Source organism: Sphingomonas sp. ABOLE (assembly GCF_003950455.1).
In the GTDB taxonomy this organism is placed as follows: domain Bacteria; phylum Pseudomonadota; class Alphaproteobacteria; order Sphingomonadales; family Sphingomonadaceae; genus Sphingomonas; species Sphingomonas trueperi.
In genome coordinates, this window is sequence record NZ_QQWY01000007.1 from 113,474 (window position 1) to 131,376 (window position 17,903).

General features: G+C 66.5%; 15 protein-coding genes, 1 tRNA gene and 1 other annotated feature. Of the genes, 6 read left to right on the top strand and 10 right to left on the bottom strand.

The window, feature by feature from the left end; all coding sequences use genetic code 11:
• The first annotated feature begins 72 nt into the window (after positions 1-72).
• The 4 genes from CA234_RS06480 to CA234_RS06495 all read left to right on the top strand — a co-directional run bounded on the left by CA234_RS06480 (position 73) and on the right by CA234_RS06495 (position 6,582).
• On the top strand, positions 73-1,155 hold the full coding sequence (locus CA234_RS06480; RefSeq protein ID WP_241213296.1) for a putative sulfate exporter family transporter: 1,083 nt from the start codon (positions 73-75) through the stop codon (positions 1,153-1,155).
• A gap of 243 nt (positions 1,156-1,398) precedes the next feature.
• Positions 1,399-1,454 (top strand) — a sequence feature (sul1 is cis-regulatory element that is thought to sense ions involved in sulfur or methionine metabolism; They are found in Alphaproteobacteria).
• 57 nt (positions 1,455-1,511) lie between these two features.
• Positions 1,512-3,008 carry a SulP family inorganic anion transporter gene (locus CA234_RS06485; protein WP_126001167.1) on the top strand — a complete coding sequence of 499 codons (1,497 nt, stop codon included), beginning with the start codon at positions 1,512-1,514 and terminating at the stop codon, positions 3,006-3,008.
• Positions 3,009-3,077: 69 nt separating this feature from the next.
• On the top strand, positions 3,078-4,985 hold the full coding sequence (locus CA234_RS06490) for a BCCT family transporter (protein WP_126001168.1): 1,908 nt from the start codon (positions 3,078-3,080) through the stop codon (positions 4,983-4,985).
• A 37-nt stretch (positions 4,986-5,022) separates the two neighbouring features.
• Positions 5,023-6,582, top strand: a complete 1,560-nt coding sequence (locus CA234_RS06495; RefSeq protein WP_241213299.1) for a L,D-transpeptidase family protein — start codon at positions 5,023-5,025, stop codon at positions 6,580-6,582.
• 1 nt (position 6,583) lies between these two features.
• Here the strand turns inward: CA234_RS06495 and CA234_RS06500 are convergent, their stop codons facing one another.
• The 9 genes from CA234_RS06500 to CA234_RS06540 form a co-directional block, all read right to left on the bottom strand.
• On the bottom strand, positions 6,584-7,783 hold the full coding sequence (locus CA234_RS06500) for a cation:proton antiporter (protein WP_126001169.1): 1,200 nt from the start codon (positions 7,781-7,783) through the stop codon (positions 6,584-6,586).
• 38 nt (positions 7,784-7,821) lie between these two features.
• Positions 7,822-9,387, bottom strand: a complete 1,566-nt coding sequence (locus tag CA234_RS06505; protein WP_206431100.1) for a DUF389 domain-containing protein — start codon at positions 9,385-9,387, stop codon at positions 7,822-7,824.
• A 72-nt stretch (positions 9,388-9,459) separates the two neighbouring features.
• The gene (locus tag CA234_RS06510) at positions 9,460-10,572 is read right to left on the bottom strand and encodes a serine hydrolase (RefSeq protein WP_241213301.1); all 1,113 of its coding nucleotides are present in this window, start codon (positions 10,570-10,572) and stop codon (positions 9,460-9,462) included.
• A 158-nt stretch (positions 10,573-10,730) separates the two neighbouring features.
• Positions 10,731-11,021, bottom strand: coding sequence for a hypothetical protein (locus CA234_RS06515; protein ID WP_125973519.1), 291 nt, complete (start codon positions 11,019-11,021; stop codon positions 10,731-10,733).
• A 373-nt stretch (positions 11,022-11,394) separates the two neighbouring features.
• Positions 11,395-11,471: transfer RNA gene (locus tag CA234_RS06520), tRNA-Arg, on the bottom strand.
• A 34-nt stretch (positions 11,472-11,505) separates the two neighbouring features.
• Positions 11,506-11,943, bottom strand: coding sequence for a DUF1178 family protein (locus tag CA234_RS06525; RefSeq protein WP_125973521.1), 438 nt, complete (start codon positions 11,941-11,943; stop codon positions 11,506-11,508).
• Positions 11,940-12,764 carry a carbon-nitrogen hydrolase family protein gene (locus CA234_RS06530; protein ID WP_126001170.1) on the bottom strand — a complete coding sequence of 275 codons (825 nt, stop codon included), beginning with the start codon at positions 12,762-12,764 and terminating at the stop codon, positions 11,940-11,942. Before CA234_RS06530 ends, CA234_RS06525 begins: the two co-directional genes overlap by 4 nt.
• Positions 12,761-13,018: a glutaredoxin 3 gene (gene grxC, locus CA234_RS06535; RefSeq protein WP_126001171.1), complete on the bottom strand. Its 258-nt coding sequence runs from the start codon at positions 13,016-13,018 to the stop codon at positions 12,761-12,763. Before grxC ends, CA234_RS06530 begins: the two co-directional genes overlap by 4 nt.
• Before the next feature lie 35 nt (positions 13,019-13,053).
• On the bottom strand, positions 13,054-13,785 hold the full coding sequence (locus tag CA234_RS06540; protein WP_126001172.1) for a ComF family protein: 732 nt from the start codon (positions 13,783-13,785) through the stop codon (positions 13,054-13,056).
• A 42-nt stretch (positions 13,786-13,827) separates the two neighbouring features.
• Here CA234_RS06540 and CA234_RS06545 point away from each other — a divergent pair, with 42 nt between their 5' ends.
• Together CA234_RS06545 and CA234_RS06550 are read left to right on the top strand one after the other, a co-directional pair.
• Positions 13,828-14,655 carry a methyltransferase domain-containing protein gene (locus CA234_RS06545; RefSeq protein ID WP_126001173.1) on the top strand — a complete coding sequence of 276 codons (828 nt, stop codon included), beginning with the start codon at positions 13,828-13,830 and terminating at the stop codon, positions 14,653-14,655.
• A gap of 17 nt (positions 14,656-14,672) precedes the next feature.
• The gene (locus CA234_RS06550) at positions 14,673-15,257 is read left to right on the top strand and encodes a class I SAM-dependent methyltransferase (RefSeq protein WP_241213305.1); all 585 of its coding nucleotides are present in this window, start codon (positions 14,673-14,675) and stop codon (positions 15,255-15,257) included.
• Positions 15,258-15,533: 276 nt separating this feature from the next.
• Here CA234_RS06550 and CA234_RS06555 read toward each other — a convergent pair whose 3' ends face one another.
• Positions 15,534-17,840, bottom strand: a complete 2,307-nt coding sequence (locus CA234_RS06555) for a hypothetical protein (protein ID WP_206431101.1) — start codon at positions 17,838-17,840, stop codon at positions 15,534-15,536.
• Positions 17,841-17,903: the final 63 nt, after the last annotated feature.

Consider the following 17,903-nt stretch of genomic DNA (forward strand, 5'->3'; position numbering starts at 1 on the left):
AAAACCATATGAACTAATCGTTGGAATGATCGGTTGTGGCGCCGCATCTGTGTCTCAGCAAGGAGACACAATGTGACGACGCAGAGCCTGTCCCGCCGCCCATCGCTGCCCGGCAGCACGCTGCTGCCCGGCCTGGCGCTGTGCCTGACCGTCACCGGCGGCGCGTTCGTGCTGCAGCGGATCGAGGAATCGGTGTTCGGACGCGCCTGGCTGGAAGCACTGGTTCTCGCGATCCTGATCGGCACCGCCGTGCGGACCGCCTGGACGCCGGACAAGCGCTGGTTCCCCGGCATCACGTTCAGTGCCAAGTTCCTGCTCGAACTCGCCGTCGTCCTGCTCGGCGCCTCGGTGAGCGCCGCGACGATCCTCGCCGCCGGGCCGGGCCTGCTGCTCGGCATCGCGGGCGTCGTCTGCGTGGCGATCGCCAGCAGCTATCTGATCGGCCGGATGCTGCGGCTGCCGAAGCGCATGGCACTGCTCGTCGCCTGCGGCAACTCGATCTGCGGCAACTCGGCCATTGCGGCGGTGGCGCCGGTGATCGGCGCGGACGGCGACGACGTCGCGGCCTCGATCGGCTTCACCGCCGTGCTGGGCGTGGTGGTCGTGCTCTCGCTGCCGCTGCTCGCCTTCGGCCTCCACCTGAGCGGCCACCAGTTCGGCGCGCTTGCCGGCCTCACCGTCTATGCCGTGCCGCAGGTGATCGCCGCCGCTGCGCCCGGTGGTGCCACCGCCGTCCAGATGGGTACGCTGATCAAGCTGGTGCGCGTGCTGATGCTCGGCCCGGTCTGCCTGATCCTTTCGCTGATCGCGCCCAAGCTGCGCGAGGAAGCCGATGAACTGCCCCCGCATGTCACCACCGGCGAACGCCCGGCGGCCGGGCGGCCGGCGCTGCACCATCTGGTGCCCTGGTTCATCCTCGGCTTCCTCGGCCTGGTCGGCCTCCGGTCCTTCGGCCTCATCCCGCATGCGGCCCTGGCCCCGGCGAACGAGGCCGCGACGCTGCTCACCGTCGTCTCGATGGCAGCGCTGGGCCTGGGAGTCGATGTCCGCACGGTGGCCCATGCCGGCGGCCGCGTGACCGCCGCGGTGGTCCTCTCGCTCCTCGTGCTCGGGGCGATCAGTCTCGGTCTGATCCACTTGCTCGGACTGGCCTGAATCCGCCGCGCTGCGGGCAAGCTTCTTGCTGTTCACCGACCGTATCGGCAGCGCGGCACTGGAAGCGGATATCGAGGCGTCGATCATCGGCACTCGGCAGACGCCAGGCGCGGGGTGGTCGAAGCACCCCTATCTGCCCTGAAGCGTCGTTCACCGCGGCGGCTGCCACCTGCGTCGAGGAGGCTTTCCTGTCGCGGGCCTGTTGCGTCCATCGCGCCGAGCACGTATGGGCCGTCGCATTCGCAAGGACCCGGTGCGATTCCGGGTGGCTATTCCGGCCGCCGATCCGCCGGATAACAACAAGCACCATTTCCGTCGGCGCTGCATTGCGCCCTGTGCCCTGTTGTGGATTTTCAATGACCTTCGATTTTACCGCGTACCGCCGCCAGTGGTTCACTGACGGCATTTCCGCTCGCCAAGACCTGCTTGCCGGCATCGTCGTCGCCCTGGCGCTGATCCCGGAAGCGATCGGCTTCTCCATCATCGCCGGCGTCGACCCGCGCGTGGGACTCTACGCTTCCGTCTCGATCGCAATGACCATCGCGCTCATCGGCGGGCGTCCCGGCATGATCTCGGCCGCGACGGCGGCGATCGCCGTTCTCGTCGGGCCGCTCGTGCGGAACCACGGCGTCGAATACCTCTTTGCGGCGACGATCCTGATGGGCCTGATCCAGGTCGCGGCCGGCATGCTGCGGCTCGATCTGGTCATGCAGTTCGTCTCGCGCTCGGTCATCACCGGCTTCGTCAACGCCCTCGCCATTCTGATTTTCCTGGCGCAGCTACCGCAGCTCACGGGTGTCGGCTGGGAGACCTATGCGATGGTCGCCGCCGGTCTCGCGATCCTCTACGGCCTCCCGCGCATCACCAAAGCGGTGCCGTCGCCGCTGATCGCCATTCTCGTCCTGAGCGCGATCAGCATCGCTCTCGCGCTGCCGGTCCATACGGTGGGCGACATGGGCAAGCTACCCCAGGGATTGCCGAGCTTCGCCCTGCCGCAGGTGCCGCTGACCCTGGAGACGCTGCGGATCATCCTGCCCTATGCGCTGACCATGGCGGCGGTGGGATTGCTCGAATCGCTGCTCACCGCGCAGATCGTGGACGACATGACCGACACCGACAGCGACAAGCGCCGGGAATGCGCAGGGCAAGGCGGCGCGAACATCGTCGCGGCCCTGTTCGGCGGCATGGGGGGCTGCGCGATGATCGGCCAATCCGTCATCAACGTCACGTCCGGGGGGCGTGGGCGCCTGTCCACCTTCGTGGCGGGCGCCTTCCTGCTCTTCCTCCTCGCCGTGCTGGGTCCCTATGTCGGGCGTGTGCCAATGCCGGCGCTGGTGGCGGTGATGATCATGGTCTCGATCGGCACCTTCAGCTGGAATTCGATTCCGAACCTTCGCCGCCACCCGCCGACCTCCTCCATCGTGATGCTCACCACGGTCGCGGTGGTCGTCGCGACGCACGATCTGTCGCTGGGCGTCCTCGCTGGCGTCCTGCTTTCCGGCATCTTCTTCGCCGGCAAGGTGCAGCGCATGTTCTCGGTGGAGCGGGATCTCTCCGCAGACGGGACGCGCGCCGTCTACCGGGTCTCGGGCGAAATCTTCTTCGCCTCGGTCAATCGCTTCACCCGCGCCTTCCAGGCGGAGGATCGCGCGGGCCAAGTGGTGATCGACGTGACGGCGGCCCATTTCTGGGACATCTCCGGCGTCGGCGCGCTCGACAAGATCGTCGCGCGGCTCCGTCGCGACGGCCGCGACGTCGAGGTGGTCGGCTATAACCGTGCGAGCGCAGACATCGTCGATCGCTTCGCACTCCACGACAAGACCGGCGTCGAACTGGGGCTGGCGCCGCATTGAGCCCCCCGGGTGGCGCGCGACGGCAGTTGCGGCCACCTTTTCGCCCGATGGGCGTTCAGCCGTGCAATTATGCTGAAAAGTGCAATCAACCCTCGCGTGTTCTGGGGCGCCTCGGCGCTCATCCTGGCGCTACTCGGCGTCACCATCGCCATGCCCGGCAGTGCCGATCTCGCCTTCAAGGCGGCACAGGCCTGGACCATCGACACGTTCGGCTGGTTCTACATCGCCGCCGTCGCGGTGTTCCTCGTCGTCGTCCTCGCCCTCGGCTTCGGGCCGGCAGGCAAGCTGAAGCTGGGGCCGGACGATGCCGAGCCGGACTTCCCCTATCTCTCCTGGCTGGCGATGCTGTTCGCCGCTGGGATGGGCATCGGGCTGATGTATTTTGCCGTCGCCGAGCCGATCCAGCACTATATCTCGCCCCCGGAAGCCAAGAGCGGCACGATCGCCGCGGCGCGCGAGGCGATGGCGATCACCTTCCACCATTACGGCGTCCATGCCTGGGCGATCTACGCACTGGTCGGGCTGAGCCTTGCCTATTTCACCTATCGCAAGGATCTGCCGCTCACCCTGCGCTCGGGGCTGGCGCCGATCCTCGGCAAGCGCATCCACGGGCCGCTCGGCGACGCGATCGACATCTTTGCGGTGTGCGGCACAGTGTTCGGGGTCGCCACCTCGCTGGGCTTCGGCGTCTCGCAGATGACCGCAGGGCTGTCCTATATCTACGCGCTCCCCGATACGCTGACCGCCAAGATCGTCGTGATTATGCTGGTCATGGGGGCGGCGACGCTGTCGGTGCTGAGCGGGGCGGATCGCGGCATCCGGCGATTGTCCGAACTGAATCTCACCGTAGCCGTGCTGCTGATGCTGTTCGTGCTGGTACTCGGCCCCACGCTCTTCCTGCTGCGCGCGCTGGTGCAGAATTTCGGCCTGTATCTCGATCACTTCGTGATGCGCACGTTCACGCTCTACGCCTATGAGCCGCGCGCCTGGATGGCGGACTGGACGCTGTTCTACTGGGCCTGGTGGATCGCCTGGTCGCCCTTCGTCGGGATGTTCATCGCGCGCATCTCGCGCGGGCGGACGATCCGCGAGTTCGTGATCGGCGTGCTGTTCGTGCCCACCGCCTTCACCTTCCTGTGGATGACCGTGTTCGGCAACACCGCGATCTCGCTCGACCTGGGCGTGGCATCGGGCGGGATCGCCCAGGCGGTGCAGGCCAATCTCTCCACCGCGCTGTTCAAGTTCCTGGAATATCTGCCGGCGGCGAGCGTCACCTCCACCCTCGCCATCCTGCTCGTGGCGGTGTTCTTCGTCACCTCCGCCGACTCCGGCGCGTTGGTGATCGACACCCTGGCCTCCGGCGGCAAGGAAGATACGCCGCGCTGGCAGCGGATGTACTGGTGCGTGCTGCTGGGCGCGACAGCGACGCTGCTGCTCGTGGCGGGCGGCCTCGGCGCGCTCCAGGCGGCGACCCTGCTGGCGGCGCTGCCCTTCTGCTTCATCATGCTGCTGTTGGCGTATGGGCTGGTGCGCCAGACCAATGCCGATCTGGCCGGCGTGGCACTTTCGGACGATATGCCGGCAATCAGCGAGCGGCTGAAACGGCTGGTCGCCCCCGCACGGCGCGCTGAGATCCTCGGCCAGATGAACAGCAAGGGCAAGCCGGCCTTGCGCGCCGTATACGAAGGCATGCAGGCGGAAGGCTGGACGGATCTTAGACTGGAGATCGAGGAGACGCAGCTGGCGCTCACCGTCGGTCAGCAGAGCGACAAGCCGTTTACCTATCGCATCTTCCCCCGCTCCCGCCCGCTCGCCGCCTATACCGCGCTGGAAGCCTCGGAAGCGCGGCGCAGCGTCGCCTGGACGCTGGCAGTGCAGACCAGCCAGGGCGCCCGCATGCGCGATATCACCGGTTTCTCCACCGAACAGATCACCGGCGATCTGCTCAACGAACTGGAGCGCTGGCGGACAAGCTGAGCGGAGCGATCGCAAGGCGCCAGGCGTTGGCAAGGACATGAACTTCGAGAGACCGCGTTTCCGTTGCCTGCTTGCGGCTTGCACCGCCCTGTCCTTTGCCGCTCCCGCCACCGCCGCGCAGGCCAATCAGCGCGACGCGGCACAGCCCGCCCCCGCTGCCACGGAAGCCTCGCTGCGTGCGCTGGCGACGGCGCCGGACATGCAACGCTTCTATGCGCGCGTCGGCTGGCACCTGGTCTGGACCGATGCGGCCGCGCAAGCGCTGCAGGAGGCCATCGCACGGCGCGCCGACCATGGGCTGGACCGGCTGCAGTTCCTGCCCGAGCCCAGCTCGGCCGAAACCCCGGCGGCGCGCGACGTCGCGTTCACCCGCGCCGCGCTGCTCTACGCCGGTGCGCTGGCCAAGGGGGTGGTGGATCCCACGTCGCTGCATGCTGTCTACACGCTGCCCCGTCCCGACATCGACCTGACCGAGGGGCTGGCGAAGGCGCTCGACCGGCGACATCTGCAAGGCTGGCTGGCCGGGCTCGCACCCGCCGACCCGGACTATGCACGCTTGTCCGAGGCGTATCGCGCCGCGGTCGCCGATCAGCACGCCGCCGGTGGGCGCGCAGCGCCCATCACCGCTACGGGACTGGTCCGCCCGGGCGACCGCGACGATCAGGTGCCGGCCATCGCGCGGCAACTGGCCGTCGAAGGCTATCTGCTCGACCCGATGGCCGGGCAGCCGCAGGCGACCGCCGCTCCCAACCTCTACACCGACGCAATCGCCGATGCGGTGCGATCGCTCCAGCGCGACTATGGTCTGGCGGAGGACGGCGTGCTCGGGCCCCGGACCTTCGAGGTGCTAAACCTCGGCCCCGCAGACCGGGCCCGCGCGATCGCCGTCGCGCTGGAGCGGCTGCGCTGGCTGGCGCGCAATCCGCCGGGGACGCGCATCGACGTCAACATCGCGGCCGCGCGCCTCTCTTATTACCGCAACGGCGTGCTGGTCGACAGCCGCAAGGTGATCGTCGGCAAGCCGGGCCGGGAGACGCCGCTCCTATCCTCGCCGATCTACCGCCTGGTCGCCAACCCGACCTGGACCATTCCCAAGTCCATCGAGAACAGCGAACTGGCGCATGTCGGCGCCGACTATCTCGCCAGCCACAACATGGTGCGGCGGGGCGGCTATATCGTCCAGCAGCCGGGACCGGACAATGCGCTGGGCCTGGTCAAGTTCGACATGATCAACGATCAGGCCATCTACCTCCACGATACCAGTGCGCCGGGCCTGTTCGAGCGCAGCCAGCGGCATCTCAGCCATGGCTGCGTGCGCGTGGAGGACGCGCTGGGCTTTGCGCAACTGCTCGCCGGGGACGAAGGCGTGGCCGATCGCTGGCAGGCGGCGAGCGCCAGCGGCGCGCAGACCTTCGTGCCGCTGCCGGTGCGCATTCCGGTGCGGCTGCTCTACCAGAACGCCTTTGTCGACGAGACGGGCCGCGTGACGGTCCGCACCGACCCCTATGACTGGAACGGCCCGGTGGCGCGGGCGCTCGGCTTCGACGACGGTGCGCACACCAGGACGCAGGCCGACGCGATCGACATCGGCCCCTGATTCAATGCTCGGCATCGGCCGCACCGGTCAGCTTCCAGCGACGGAGCAGCGGCGGCATGGTGAGGCCCTGTGCGAAGATCGAGAAGGCGACGACGCCGAAGGTGACCACGACGATCGCGCCGCGCTCGGCCACGTTCGCCGGCACCGCCAGCGCCAACGCAAGGCCCACCGCCCCGCGCAGCCCGCCCCACACGAGGACATGCTGGTAGGTGGCGGGCAGCCGCAGCCCGGTGCGCGCGAACAAAGCCGCCAGCGGATAGACCGCCGCCGCGCGGCCGAGCAGCGTCAGCAGGATCCCCGCGACCAGCGCGCCGCTCACCAGCGCGATCGGCTGGTGCGCCTCATGGCTGCCGATCAGCAGGAACAGGCAGGAATTGGCGAGGAAGGCGGCATAGGCCCAGAAGTCCTGGACATGCTGGCGTCCGGCGACCGAGATCGACCCGCGCGGCCCGATCGCGCCGACGATGATACCGGCGGCCAGCGCCGCGAACACGCCCGAGGCATGGACATGCTCGGCCAGCAGGAAGCTGGCCCAGGCGATCACCGTGGTCAGCGTCACCTCGACCAGATGGTCCTCGGTTCGCCCGGCCACCGTCAGCACGACGAAGGCGATCGCGCCGCCGACCGCAACCCCGCCGAACACCGTCCAGAGCAGCGACGTAGCGACGCCGCCGACGCTGAGCCCGCCGCCCTCGGCCACCGCGAACAGAATCGCGAAGCCCACGGCGGCGACGCCGTCGTTGAGCAGGCTTTCCGACTCCACCACCATGCTCAGCCGCGGCTCCGCCTTCATTTCCTTGAACGCCGCGATCACCGATACCGGGTCGGTCGCGGCGATCAGCACGCCGAAGAAGGCCGCGCCCAGCCAGCTCCAGCCAAACAGCCAGTGCATGCCCGCCGTAACCAGCAGCGCCGAAATTGCGACGCCAAGGAACGCCAGCACGACGGTGAGCGGCAATTCCTCGCGAAAACGCTGCCAGCGCAGTTGCAAGGCGGCCTCGAAGATCAGCGGCGGCAGAAATATGTTGAAGATCAGTTCCCGCGACAGCGGCAGGTTGGCGCCCACCGGCAGGAAGGCGAGCGCGATGCCGGCCAGCACCAGCCCGGCGGTATAAGGCAGCCCGATCCGCCGCGAGATCATCGCCACCAGCGACGCGACGATCAGCAACGTGCCGAGTTCGGGAAGACCGATTTCGTTCAACGCGGGCACTCCTGAAGCGACTGGGCGGGTAAAAATCCCTAGGGCAGAACCGGCGCCGGGACGAGCGCAAAGCGCTGCCCGGCAGGCGGGGCCGCGCTCGGAGCGATACCGGCACGGCGCAATTGCACCGCAATGGCGAGCGCGCGTCGCTGCGTGAGGGTGGGTTTCGCTGGCGGGGCGCCCTCGGGCAGCCCCGGCACGCCGAGCGCACCGATGTTCCAGCGCCTCGCCGCCCAGATCGACGCAGCGACGGCCTCGGTCGCCCGCGCGTCGAGGGTATCGACATCGTCCGCGAAGCCGATCTCCGGCAGCGGCCCCTGCGGCGGAACGATCGCCACCGTCCAGTCGCCCGCGCGCTGTGCGGCCCGCGTCTCGAGCATGCGGTAGGTCTCGATCCCTGCCCCCGGCAGCGGCGTCGCGGCGGCGGTGGCACGGTGATGGTCGCGGTCGACGGTGACGTCGTCAGGCTTCAGGCCCGCGATCAGCGCCACCATCTGCGCGATCTCGGTCACGCGCTGCGTCTCCTGATTGGACGCCTCCCCTGCCCGCCGCAGTTCCTCACGCTGTGCCGCCAGCGCATCCGCACCGGCGCCTAGCAGCACCTGGTCGAGATTGAGGCGAACGGGCCGACCGAGTTGCGTCGCCAGCGCCTTCTGGATGGTCACGGTCTTCTGCATCGCGTCCTGCGGGGTAATCACCACGGCGCGGACGACCAGCGGCTCGCGGGTGAAGTCGAGGTCGAGCTGGGTGACCCGCGCCTTGGCGCCGAACCGCTCCGCCAGCAGCGTTCGCGCCTGGGTGACCGCCACCGCCTCGCGACCGATGCGGTTGAGCGAGATGCCGAGCGGGATCGCCAGCGCGACGAAGACGAGGATCAGGATCGCCGTCTGGGTCCAGGTCTGGCGGCTCGAGAGATGATGGCCGAAGCCGTAGAAACGCGCCATCGCCGTGGCGGAGAGCGCAATGGTGATGAAATTGGTCACGAACAACGCCAGCGCACCCATCCCCACCGGCGCGTTCCAGGTCGCGATGCCATAGCCGACCACCGCCAGCGGCGGCATCAATGCGGTGGCGATGGCCACGCCGACAATGGTTTCACCCCGCCCGCGGATGATGGCGTAGGTGCCCGCCAGCGCCGCGAACAGCGCGACGGCAAGATCGAACAGATTGGGCCGGGTGCGCGCGACAATCTCCGAGGTCGGCGCCTGCAGCGGCGAGATGGTGACGATCAGCGCGGTGAATGCGACCGCCGCGAAGGCGCCGATCGCCAGCGCCTTGAGCGACCGTCGCAGCTCGACGAAATCGAACAGCGCCAGGCTAAAGCCAAAGCCCAAGATGGGGTTCATCAACGGCGAGATCAGCATCGCGCCGATCACCACCGCCGGCGACGACAGCAGCAGCCCCAGCACCGCGATGCCGGCCGACATCATCGTCATGAAGGCGAAGCGCCCCGACCAGCCGCTGTCCTCCACGATCCGGGCGACGACCGCTTGATGGTCAATTGGCGCGACGATCGACTGGCGCCACCAACGGTACAGGGCGAGGTGTAACAGGCGCTCGCGAAGCCGGGCGCGGCGATCCTGTGCTTCGATGGCGTCGTCCAAGGCGGTCCTCGTCCCTTTTCTGTTGGTTGCGCGCAGGCTAGGCGAACTTTACCCGGAAAGCGAAGACGCGTCCTATTCCGCCGTGCGGATCACCGCGCGCGTCACGTCGCCCATCAGCCGCATCCGAACCGGGATCGGCTGGCGCGTGCTGGCGATCATCACCGCCACCGCGTAGCGGTGCCCGTTGGGCGCGGTGAGCAGGCCGACATCGTTATAGCCGGTGGCGAGCTTGCCCAGCTCCTGCCCCGTCCCCGTCTTGTGCGCCATTTTCCAGCCGGGCTGCAGGCCGGACTTCAGCCGCAACGGGCCCGTCTTGCTCGCCAGCATGATCCGGAACAGGCGATCGGTGGAGGTGCGGCCGAGCAGCTTGCCTTGTGCGAGCAGCGACAGGCCCAGCGTCACGCCGTTTGCGGTCGCGCCGTCATAGGGCGCGGCCAGATAGCGATCGAGTGCCCTGCGGCGCTCGGCCGCCGGCATCGCCGCGCGGGCCTTGAGAAAGCCCCAGCCGCCTGCCCATTCCTTCCGCCAGACCAGCCCGGCGGTCTTCGCCTGCAGCTCACGCTCGCCGGGGCCGAAGCCGACGCCGTCGACGCCTTTCTCCTTCAGCATGCGGCGGATGGCGGTGGGACCGCCGACCTTCCACAGCAGCACGTCGTTGCAGGTGTTATCGCTACGGGTCAGCGCGCACTCGAGCAGCGCGCCGACCGTGGTGCGATAGCCGTTCGGTCCGACCAGCGGGCGTATCGGCTGGTGGAAGACGGTGAGGTCGCTGCGCGTCACCGTCACCGGCGTGGCGAGCGTCATCCGAGCGTGATCGATCGCGTCGAACACCGCGATGGCCACCCACAGCTTGCTGACGCTCTGCTGCGGATGCGGTCGGTCTCCGTTCCATGCGACCATCCAGCCACGATCGACATCCCGTACCGAGATCGCCACCTGGCCGTGGAACCCTGCGCCGAGGGCCTGCACCGCATTGAGCAACGCCGCTGGGGGCTCGTCGGACCGCCTGGGCCTTGGCTTCGCAGCGGTCGCGTCGATCGGCGGCGCGACGAGCGTAGGGCGTGGCAGCGGCGGGGGCGGCGGCGCCTTCACGGTGGCGGATGGTGCCGCGGGGACGCAGGCGGCGAGCAGGACGACCGGCACGATGGATGCGCCGAGACGGGCGGCGGTGGCGATAAACGGCAAACAACTCTCCCTTTGCCAACCGCTTACAGGGGATGGCTGCGAGATGCAGGACGAAGCGCCTCGGTTCGTCGTCCAAGAGCCGTCATTCGTCGTCGCCGGTCGCGCGCAGCCGTGCGGTGACGGGCACCCCACGGGCTGTGGGCTTCCGCCGCGCAGCGTCAGGACGGCAAGATGGGTGTGTCGCCGAGCCGCTCCGCGCCAGAAAAGAGGCCTTCGAGCCTGCGTCGGAGATGCGCTGCGAATGCAGCATCGTGTCGGCGCGCAGGTGCGGCCTGCTCCATCAGCTCGTCGAACATCGCGTCGCGCACGCGGTCGATCGCGGCGGAAGGGAGAAGATTCGCCGCTTCGAGTTCCCGGCACAGCTGCAACAGCCCGGCGGCCGTCGCCAGCGCGCGGAAACCCGCAAGATTGAGCGAGTGGTGCAATTCGGTCTTGGAATCCTCTGCCATGGCGCTTCCCGGTTCTCTGCCGTGGATGATCGTGCGGCCCGCCACTTGCGGGAATGGCATTCCTCACATGCCGGGCCGAACCAAAGATACGCCCGACAACCAGTTGATGCCATTGCAGGAAGATAAATCCCGGGTGCACCCTGCGGAAGTCAGCACCCGCGCAGAGTTCAGCCACCCGCCAAGCAACCTGGTCCAGCGGGCGAGGCGGGACAAACCCTCTCGCGCGAGAAGCAGGACGGAACGTCTACTGCGCTGAAAACAGGATTTCCCGCTCGCACAACTCTGCACCACGACGCCCGACCGACCAAGAGTGCCGCCGCCCGACAGACGCGCGAGATCGTCCCTATCCAAAGACGATCAACAGCACGAAATGTGGTGACCCGGAGAGGATTCGAACCTCCGACCTCTCGATTAGGAATCGCTTGCTCTATCCTGCTGAGCTACCGGGCCACGCGGTCGCTCGTACCGACCCGATCGCGCGAAATCAATTGCGCGCCTCGGGCGGCACCACGGGTACCAGCAGCGGCGCGACCGGCACGCCTTCGTCGACCAGCGCCTTCGCCTCCGCAAGCGTCGCCTGGCCGTGGATCGGTGCCTCCGGCGCGTCTCCAAGATGCATCGCTCGCGCTTTTTCCGCAAACGCCCCGCCTACCCAGGTCGAAGTCTCGAGCTGCTTGGCCTGGAGCTGCGCCACGGCTGCAAGCGCGGCCTTGAACGCCGCCGGGGTGACCGGCGACGTTTCCGGCGACTGGTTGCCCTTGGCACCCACCGCCGGCGCCATCACCGCCTTGGTCACCGTAACGTCGCCGCAGAACGGGCAGGCGATCAGCCCTTGCGCACGCTGTTCCTCATAAGCGCTGCTGGACTTGAACCACGCCTCGAATACATGCTCCGCACCGCACTTCAGGTCGAAGACGATCACGCGACGATCGCCTCCGGAATGGCGCGGCGATGGCGCAGCACGGGCACCCGGGTCCGCACATCGTCCACCCGCGCGGCGTCGAGCTCGGTGAAGCCGAGCCCCGCCGCCTCCCCCATGTCCAGCAGCACGTCGCCCCAGGGATCGGTGGCGAGGCTGTGGCCATAGGTGGCGCGACCGTCCTGATGCTCGCCGGTCTGCGCCGCGGCAATGACGAACGCCGCCGCCTCGATCGCGCGGGCGCGCAGCAGCACGTGCCAGTGCGCCGCGCCGGTGGGCCGCGTGAACGCCGCCGGCACCGCGAGGATCGTCGCGCCCGCGTCGCTCATCGTGCGGAACAGGTCCGGGAATCGCAGGTCGTAGCAGATGGCGAGGCCGAGCTTGCCCAGCGGCGTGTCGACCACCACCGGCCCCGCCCCTGCCGTATAGCTGTTCGATTCGCGCCAGCTCTCGCCGGTCGGCAGATCGACGTCGAACAGATGCATCTTGTCGTAGCGCGCGCGGATCGCGCCGACGTCGTCGATCACGAAGGCGCGGTTGGCGAGCTTGCCGTCCTCGCGCAGCACCGCGAGGCTGCCCAGATGCACCCACATGCCGTGTCGCGCCGCTGCCTCGCGCACGGCGGAAAGTACACGATCGTCGCGCTCATGCGCATAGTGGCGTTGCGCGCGCTCGCGGTTGCCGTCGACCAGGCCGGACATTTCGGGGGTGAACAGCATCGCCGCCCCGCCCGCCTTGGCCTGCGCCACCGCCTCGACCAGCTTGGCCGCATTCGCAGCGGGATCGATCCCGCTGGTCATCTGGAGCAGCGCGGCGCGGTTCATGCGGCGAGCAGCGGGTCCAGTCCGCCCTTGCGATCGAGCGCGGCGAGATCGTCCGAGCCGCCGATATGCTGGCCGTCGATGAAGATCTGCGGCACCGTCGTGCGGCCCGGCGCGCGCTCCAGCATCTCGGCGCGCTTGGGCCCGCCCATGGTGATGTCATACTCCTCATATTCCGCGCCCTTGGTGGTGAGGAGCTGCTTGGCGCGCGTGCAATAGGGGCAGAACGCCTTGGTGTAGATTTCGACCTTTGCCATAATGCCTCCTGAGGTGTGCGCGGGCCCCCGGCTTGTCAATCCATGGCGTCCTCGGCGAGGACGCGTGCCCAGCAAAGAACCACAACGCGCGAAGCCCCGCCGCGTTTGAGCAGCCGGGCGCAGGCATCGCCCGTCGCACCGCTGGTATGGACGTCGTCGACCAGCAGCACCGTCCGCCCCGCGAGCCGCGCCCGCGCCCCAGGCGCCAGCGCGAAGGCGCCCGCGACCGCCTTGGCCCGCGCGCGCCGGCCCAGCCCCTGGAGCTTGGGCGTCGCCTTCACCCGGCGCAGCAGATCGGTCTCGACCGGCAGCCCGTGCCGCTTCGCCACGCCCCGCGCGATCAGCACCGCCTGGTTGAACCCGCGCGACCAGAGCCGCCAGCGATGGAGCGGCACCGGCACCACCAGATCGGCGCCCTCAGGCACCAGCCGCGCCATCGCCCGCGCCATCGTCTCCGCCACCGCCAGCCGCCCGCCATATTTGAGCTTGAGCGCCAGCCGCCGCGCGACCTCGCCATAGGCCACCGCCGCGCGCACCCCGTCATGCGGCGGCGGATGGGCGAGGCAGTCGCCGCACTGCGCCCCCGCCCCGCGGTCGTATTCGAACGGCAGATGGCAGGTCGCGCACCAGGGTGGCCCCAGGAATTGCAGGCTGTCCCAGCAGCTTGCGCAGAAGCGATGATCGGCCTCGACGATCGCGCCGCAGCCCGGGCAGCGCGGCGGCAGCGCCAGGTCGAGGATGCGGAGGAAAGGCGCGCGCGGATCCACGCCCCTCTTGTTCCAAGCCCCGCGCCGCTGCACAAGCGCGCCGTGTCCGACTCCGAAATCTTCGACCGCGCGCTGCGCCGCAAGCGCCGGGATCGCGCCGCCCGCAGCTATGAAAGCTTTCTGCGCGATCATATGCTCGACGGGCTGTACGAACGGCTGGAGGGCGTGAAGCGCGAGTTCCACAACGTGCTCGACCTGGGCAGCGCCGACGGCAGCTTCGTCTGGCCCGGCGCCACCATTACCCGGCTGGAGGCCGGCGCGGCCTTCGCCGCGGCCAGCGGCGCGATCCATGCCGACGAGGACATGCACCCCTTCCCCGAGGCGCGCTTCGACCTGGTGATCTCCGCCGGCGTGCTCGACACGGTCAACGACGTGCCCGGCGCGCTCGCCCTCGCCCGCCGCGCGCTCAAGCCCGACGGGCTGTTCCTCGGCGCGTTCCTGGGCGCGGGCAGCCTGGCGACGCTGCGCGCCTGCCTGCTCGCCGCCGAGGCCGACCGGCCGGTGGCGCGCTTCCACCCGCAGATCGACGTGCGCGCCGCGGGCGACCTGTTGTCGCGCGCCGGCTTCACCCTGCCGGTGGCCGATGTCGAGACGCTGACGGTGCGCTATGGCGGCCTGGGCGGTCTGATCCGCGACCTGCGCGGCATGGCGGCGACCAACCTGCTGCCGAACACACCGCCGCTCCGCCGCGAAACGCTGCTCGGCACCGCCGCCGCCTTTGCCGAGCGCGCCGATCCCGACGGCCGCACGCCCGAAAAATATTCGATCGTCTATCTCACCGGCTGGGCCCCCGATCCCTCGCAGCCCAAGCCCGCCCGCCCGGGCAGCGCGACCGCCTCGCTGGCCGACGCGCTCAAGCCCAAGGGCTAGGCGGTGGCGGGGCGTCGGTGACCAGCGACGACGCCTCGGCCGGCTGGGACGCGGTCGCCGAGCGGTTCGCGGCGCTCCGCTCGGAGGTCGGCACCGACATCGTCCTCCACTGGTCCCGCCAGCTTCCGCGCGGCGGCGCGGTGCTCGACATCGGCTGCGGCACCGGCGTGCCGATCGGCACCTGCCTGGCGGCGCAGGGCTTCACGCTGTTCGGCATCGACCCGGCGCCGAAGATGATCGCCGCCTTCCGCGCCAACGTGCCCGAGGCGACCGCAGCCTGCGAGCCGGCGGAAACCAGCCGCTTCTTCGACCGTCGCTTCGACGGCGTGGTCGCGATCGGGCTGCTGTTCCTGCTGCCGGAGGCGGCGCAGGCGGCGGTGATCGCGCAGGTAGGCCGCGCGCTGCACCCCGGCGGCCGCTTCCTGTTCAGCGCGCCCCGCGAGCGCTGCGACTGGGAGGACAGCCTGACCGGGCGGCGTTCGTGGTCGCTGGGGGAAGCGGGGTACGGTGCGTTGCTGGGGCGGGCGGGGTTGGAGATGGTGGGGTGCCGTCGGGATGCTGGGGGCAACGACTATTTCGAAGCCGCGGCAGGCGAGGCGTGAGGTTCGCGGTCACGGATGTGTAACCTTCCGTTTTCGACCAGCATGCGTCGTTCGCCACAACTGTGTGAATTGACCGCTCAGGACGACACCTACCATCAGCACGGCTCAGCTAAGGCTGCAGAATGCCGAAATTGAAGGGCGATGTCGATCGCCGCTTGGCGGCCAACCACACGGTAACTGCCTCTCACAACAACAGGCTCCTCCTCGTCGGATCATCACTTATAAGGGCTAAAGCACTTGAACTATGACCGAGGCACGTTGCTCATTTACCACTGATTACAACCAAATATTTGAATCAATCGACTCTGATACAGGAGAACGGGTGAACTCTCGCCACTCTCGGATGTACAACTCCATTGCTGCACGCACCGCGTACTCGTCCCTGGAATCGCGCAGTATCTGATCGACGAACGTTTCCGCTGCGCGATTCCTTCTACGAATAAGTGGCCCGGAGAACGCGACTATGCCGATTGCAAGCCATTTCTCGTTGACGGCACTTTTCATTGCCGCCAGCTGACCTATCACTTGCTCGACGACATGGGCGTCGGCGCTTAGACTGAGGACGAAAAGGCCGGCTGCCGCTCTGACGTAAGAGGGGAAACAATCACCGTGCAATACTTCTAAGAGCGCATCCAAATCAGAACAGTATTTCTTTATTTCCTCACTCGTATCCCGCGGGCGCGACCATCCGTAGAAGACATGCCTGTCCCTTCTCGCCATCACGACATGTGAGACAATGTGGGGTAATAATGCTGCGCATGATGGTAGTTTAACCGCAAAAGGTTCAGAGCGAACCCGTCCATTGCTACGCTGAAGTTGGGGTTCGATGCTTGATGCTAGGTCAATAACGCCTTCGTTTATAAGGGGGTACTTCGAAATCAAGCGAGATAGATCACCTACCAAAGCACTAAAATGCTGTGGCGCGTTCCGTAAAGCATCGACGTAAGAGCGCGCGCCTTCAGGCGTCATCATAAACTCATCTAAGCCCTTGCGCGCGCTTTTGATATTGGGCCCGAAAGCTTGAGCCTGCACCACCGATGGAAAACGCAAAATGAGCCCTGCCCAATCCTGGTGTTCTTCAGGTTCATCAAGGTAGCGAAAATTCAGTAGACTTCCGGGATTCACCGAAAAACTGCACAAGTCAGCTTTCTCGAAGAACGGGAGCAGTGAAGAGGGCAGCTTGTTCCGCTCAGTCAGGCCTGCTGCATTGCCTATCTCCGGTAAATCAATTTGGTACGCAGATGCAATAACGCCGACGGCAGCCTCAAAGGCCCCGCCCAACTTCGCAATAGCTAGCGCGTTGTCAGCGTCCCAGTGTTTAGCATCAAGTAGTTCAGTACATCGTATCTCCGAAACCTCAAGCAAACCGTAAAGTGTTCCAACCACCGTTCGGCCTGAACCCTCATTGCCCTCGAAGCCCGTGAATATTGCGTGGGCCATAGCAGCTTGGATATCAGTAAGCCCTGACGAGACCGCAAACTCTGTGAACCAACTCTTTTGTGAGGCTACAAGCCGGTAAAGGCCTACCAGAGCTCCGTGGCTTAGCGACCACCAATCATTCTGCATGAGCCAGTTTAACGTGAGGTCAAAAATCCAGCGCGGGGCATCTTCGGGGGCATATTGAACTGCAGAATGCTCGATCAAGCACGAGAAGTAATCTGAACCCTGCCGCTTTATGATATCGATCAGCTCCCGCTGAACCTCATCCACGAGATAAGGTAAATCGAACGCAATTGATACCGCCCCGATACTTTCAGAAGGCGACTGCTCGACTACCACAGAATGCAAAAGAGATAAAAACCATTTACGAGAATGCGACGGCTCCACATCAGGCAACAATAACCTGGCGTCGGTCGAAGCAAGTAGAGCCGAGAATAATGAGCGAAAAATAAGCCTAGTTCTTTTGTCAGACTCGAGAACTCCTTCACGGAGAATTCTAGCACTAATTATTCCGCCGATCGCAAGACGCCGACTCAGAAGGCGAACCTCTTCGTTCTCAGGATTATCAATCTCGTACAGGACTTGAAGCACCATTGCTAGGTGCGAACGCCGCTGCTGCTCTACTAGCGCACTTATAAGAAAGTGCATCACCTCCCGCCAATGCGAGTCCGCCACGATTGTGCGAATCCGCTCGAGAAACCCCTCATCGCTCGCCGACTCATATAAATATTCTGCCGCGAAGAATTCCTGTAGAGGACGGATATCAAAACGAACAAAGGAGCCGCTCTCAGGAGTGTTCACCAATACTAGGCGCTCTGTCGTTGCTTCCATGAGAAGCTCTATAGTCTCCTCTACCTTCTCCTCCTGAAGAGATTCAACCACAGTTGCAATAACCTTATGCAGCTCCTCTTTCGAAAGCGATGTAGATGCGCCAGAGCTCCGCTCCGCCCTATAATGAAGTTCAAATCCAAGCTTATTGTGTAACTCCTTAATAAGCTTGTCACCCTCCCTGAGTAACTGCGCGATACGTTTATCAGGAAGGTTCCGGTTTGCTTCCCGCTTTTTTATCACTTGATAAAAATTCGAGAAGAGTGCCCATTTCCGTTCCGGTGGCGGCCCTCCATCACGAACAACGACAGCCATGATGTGCGACTGGAGTGGAGTTGTCATTATTTCCCGCACCGCCGGCGAGCCTATTGCCTCTTG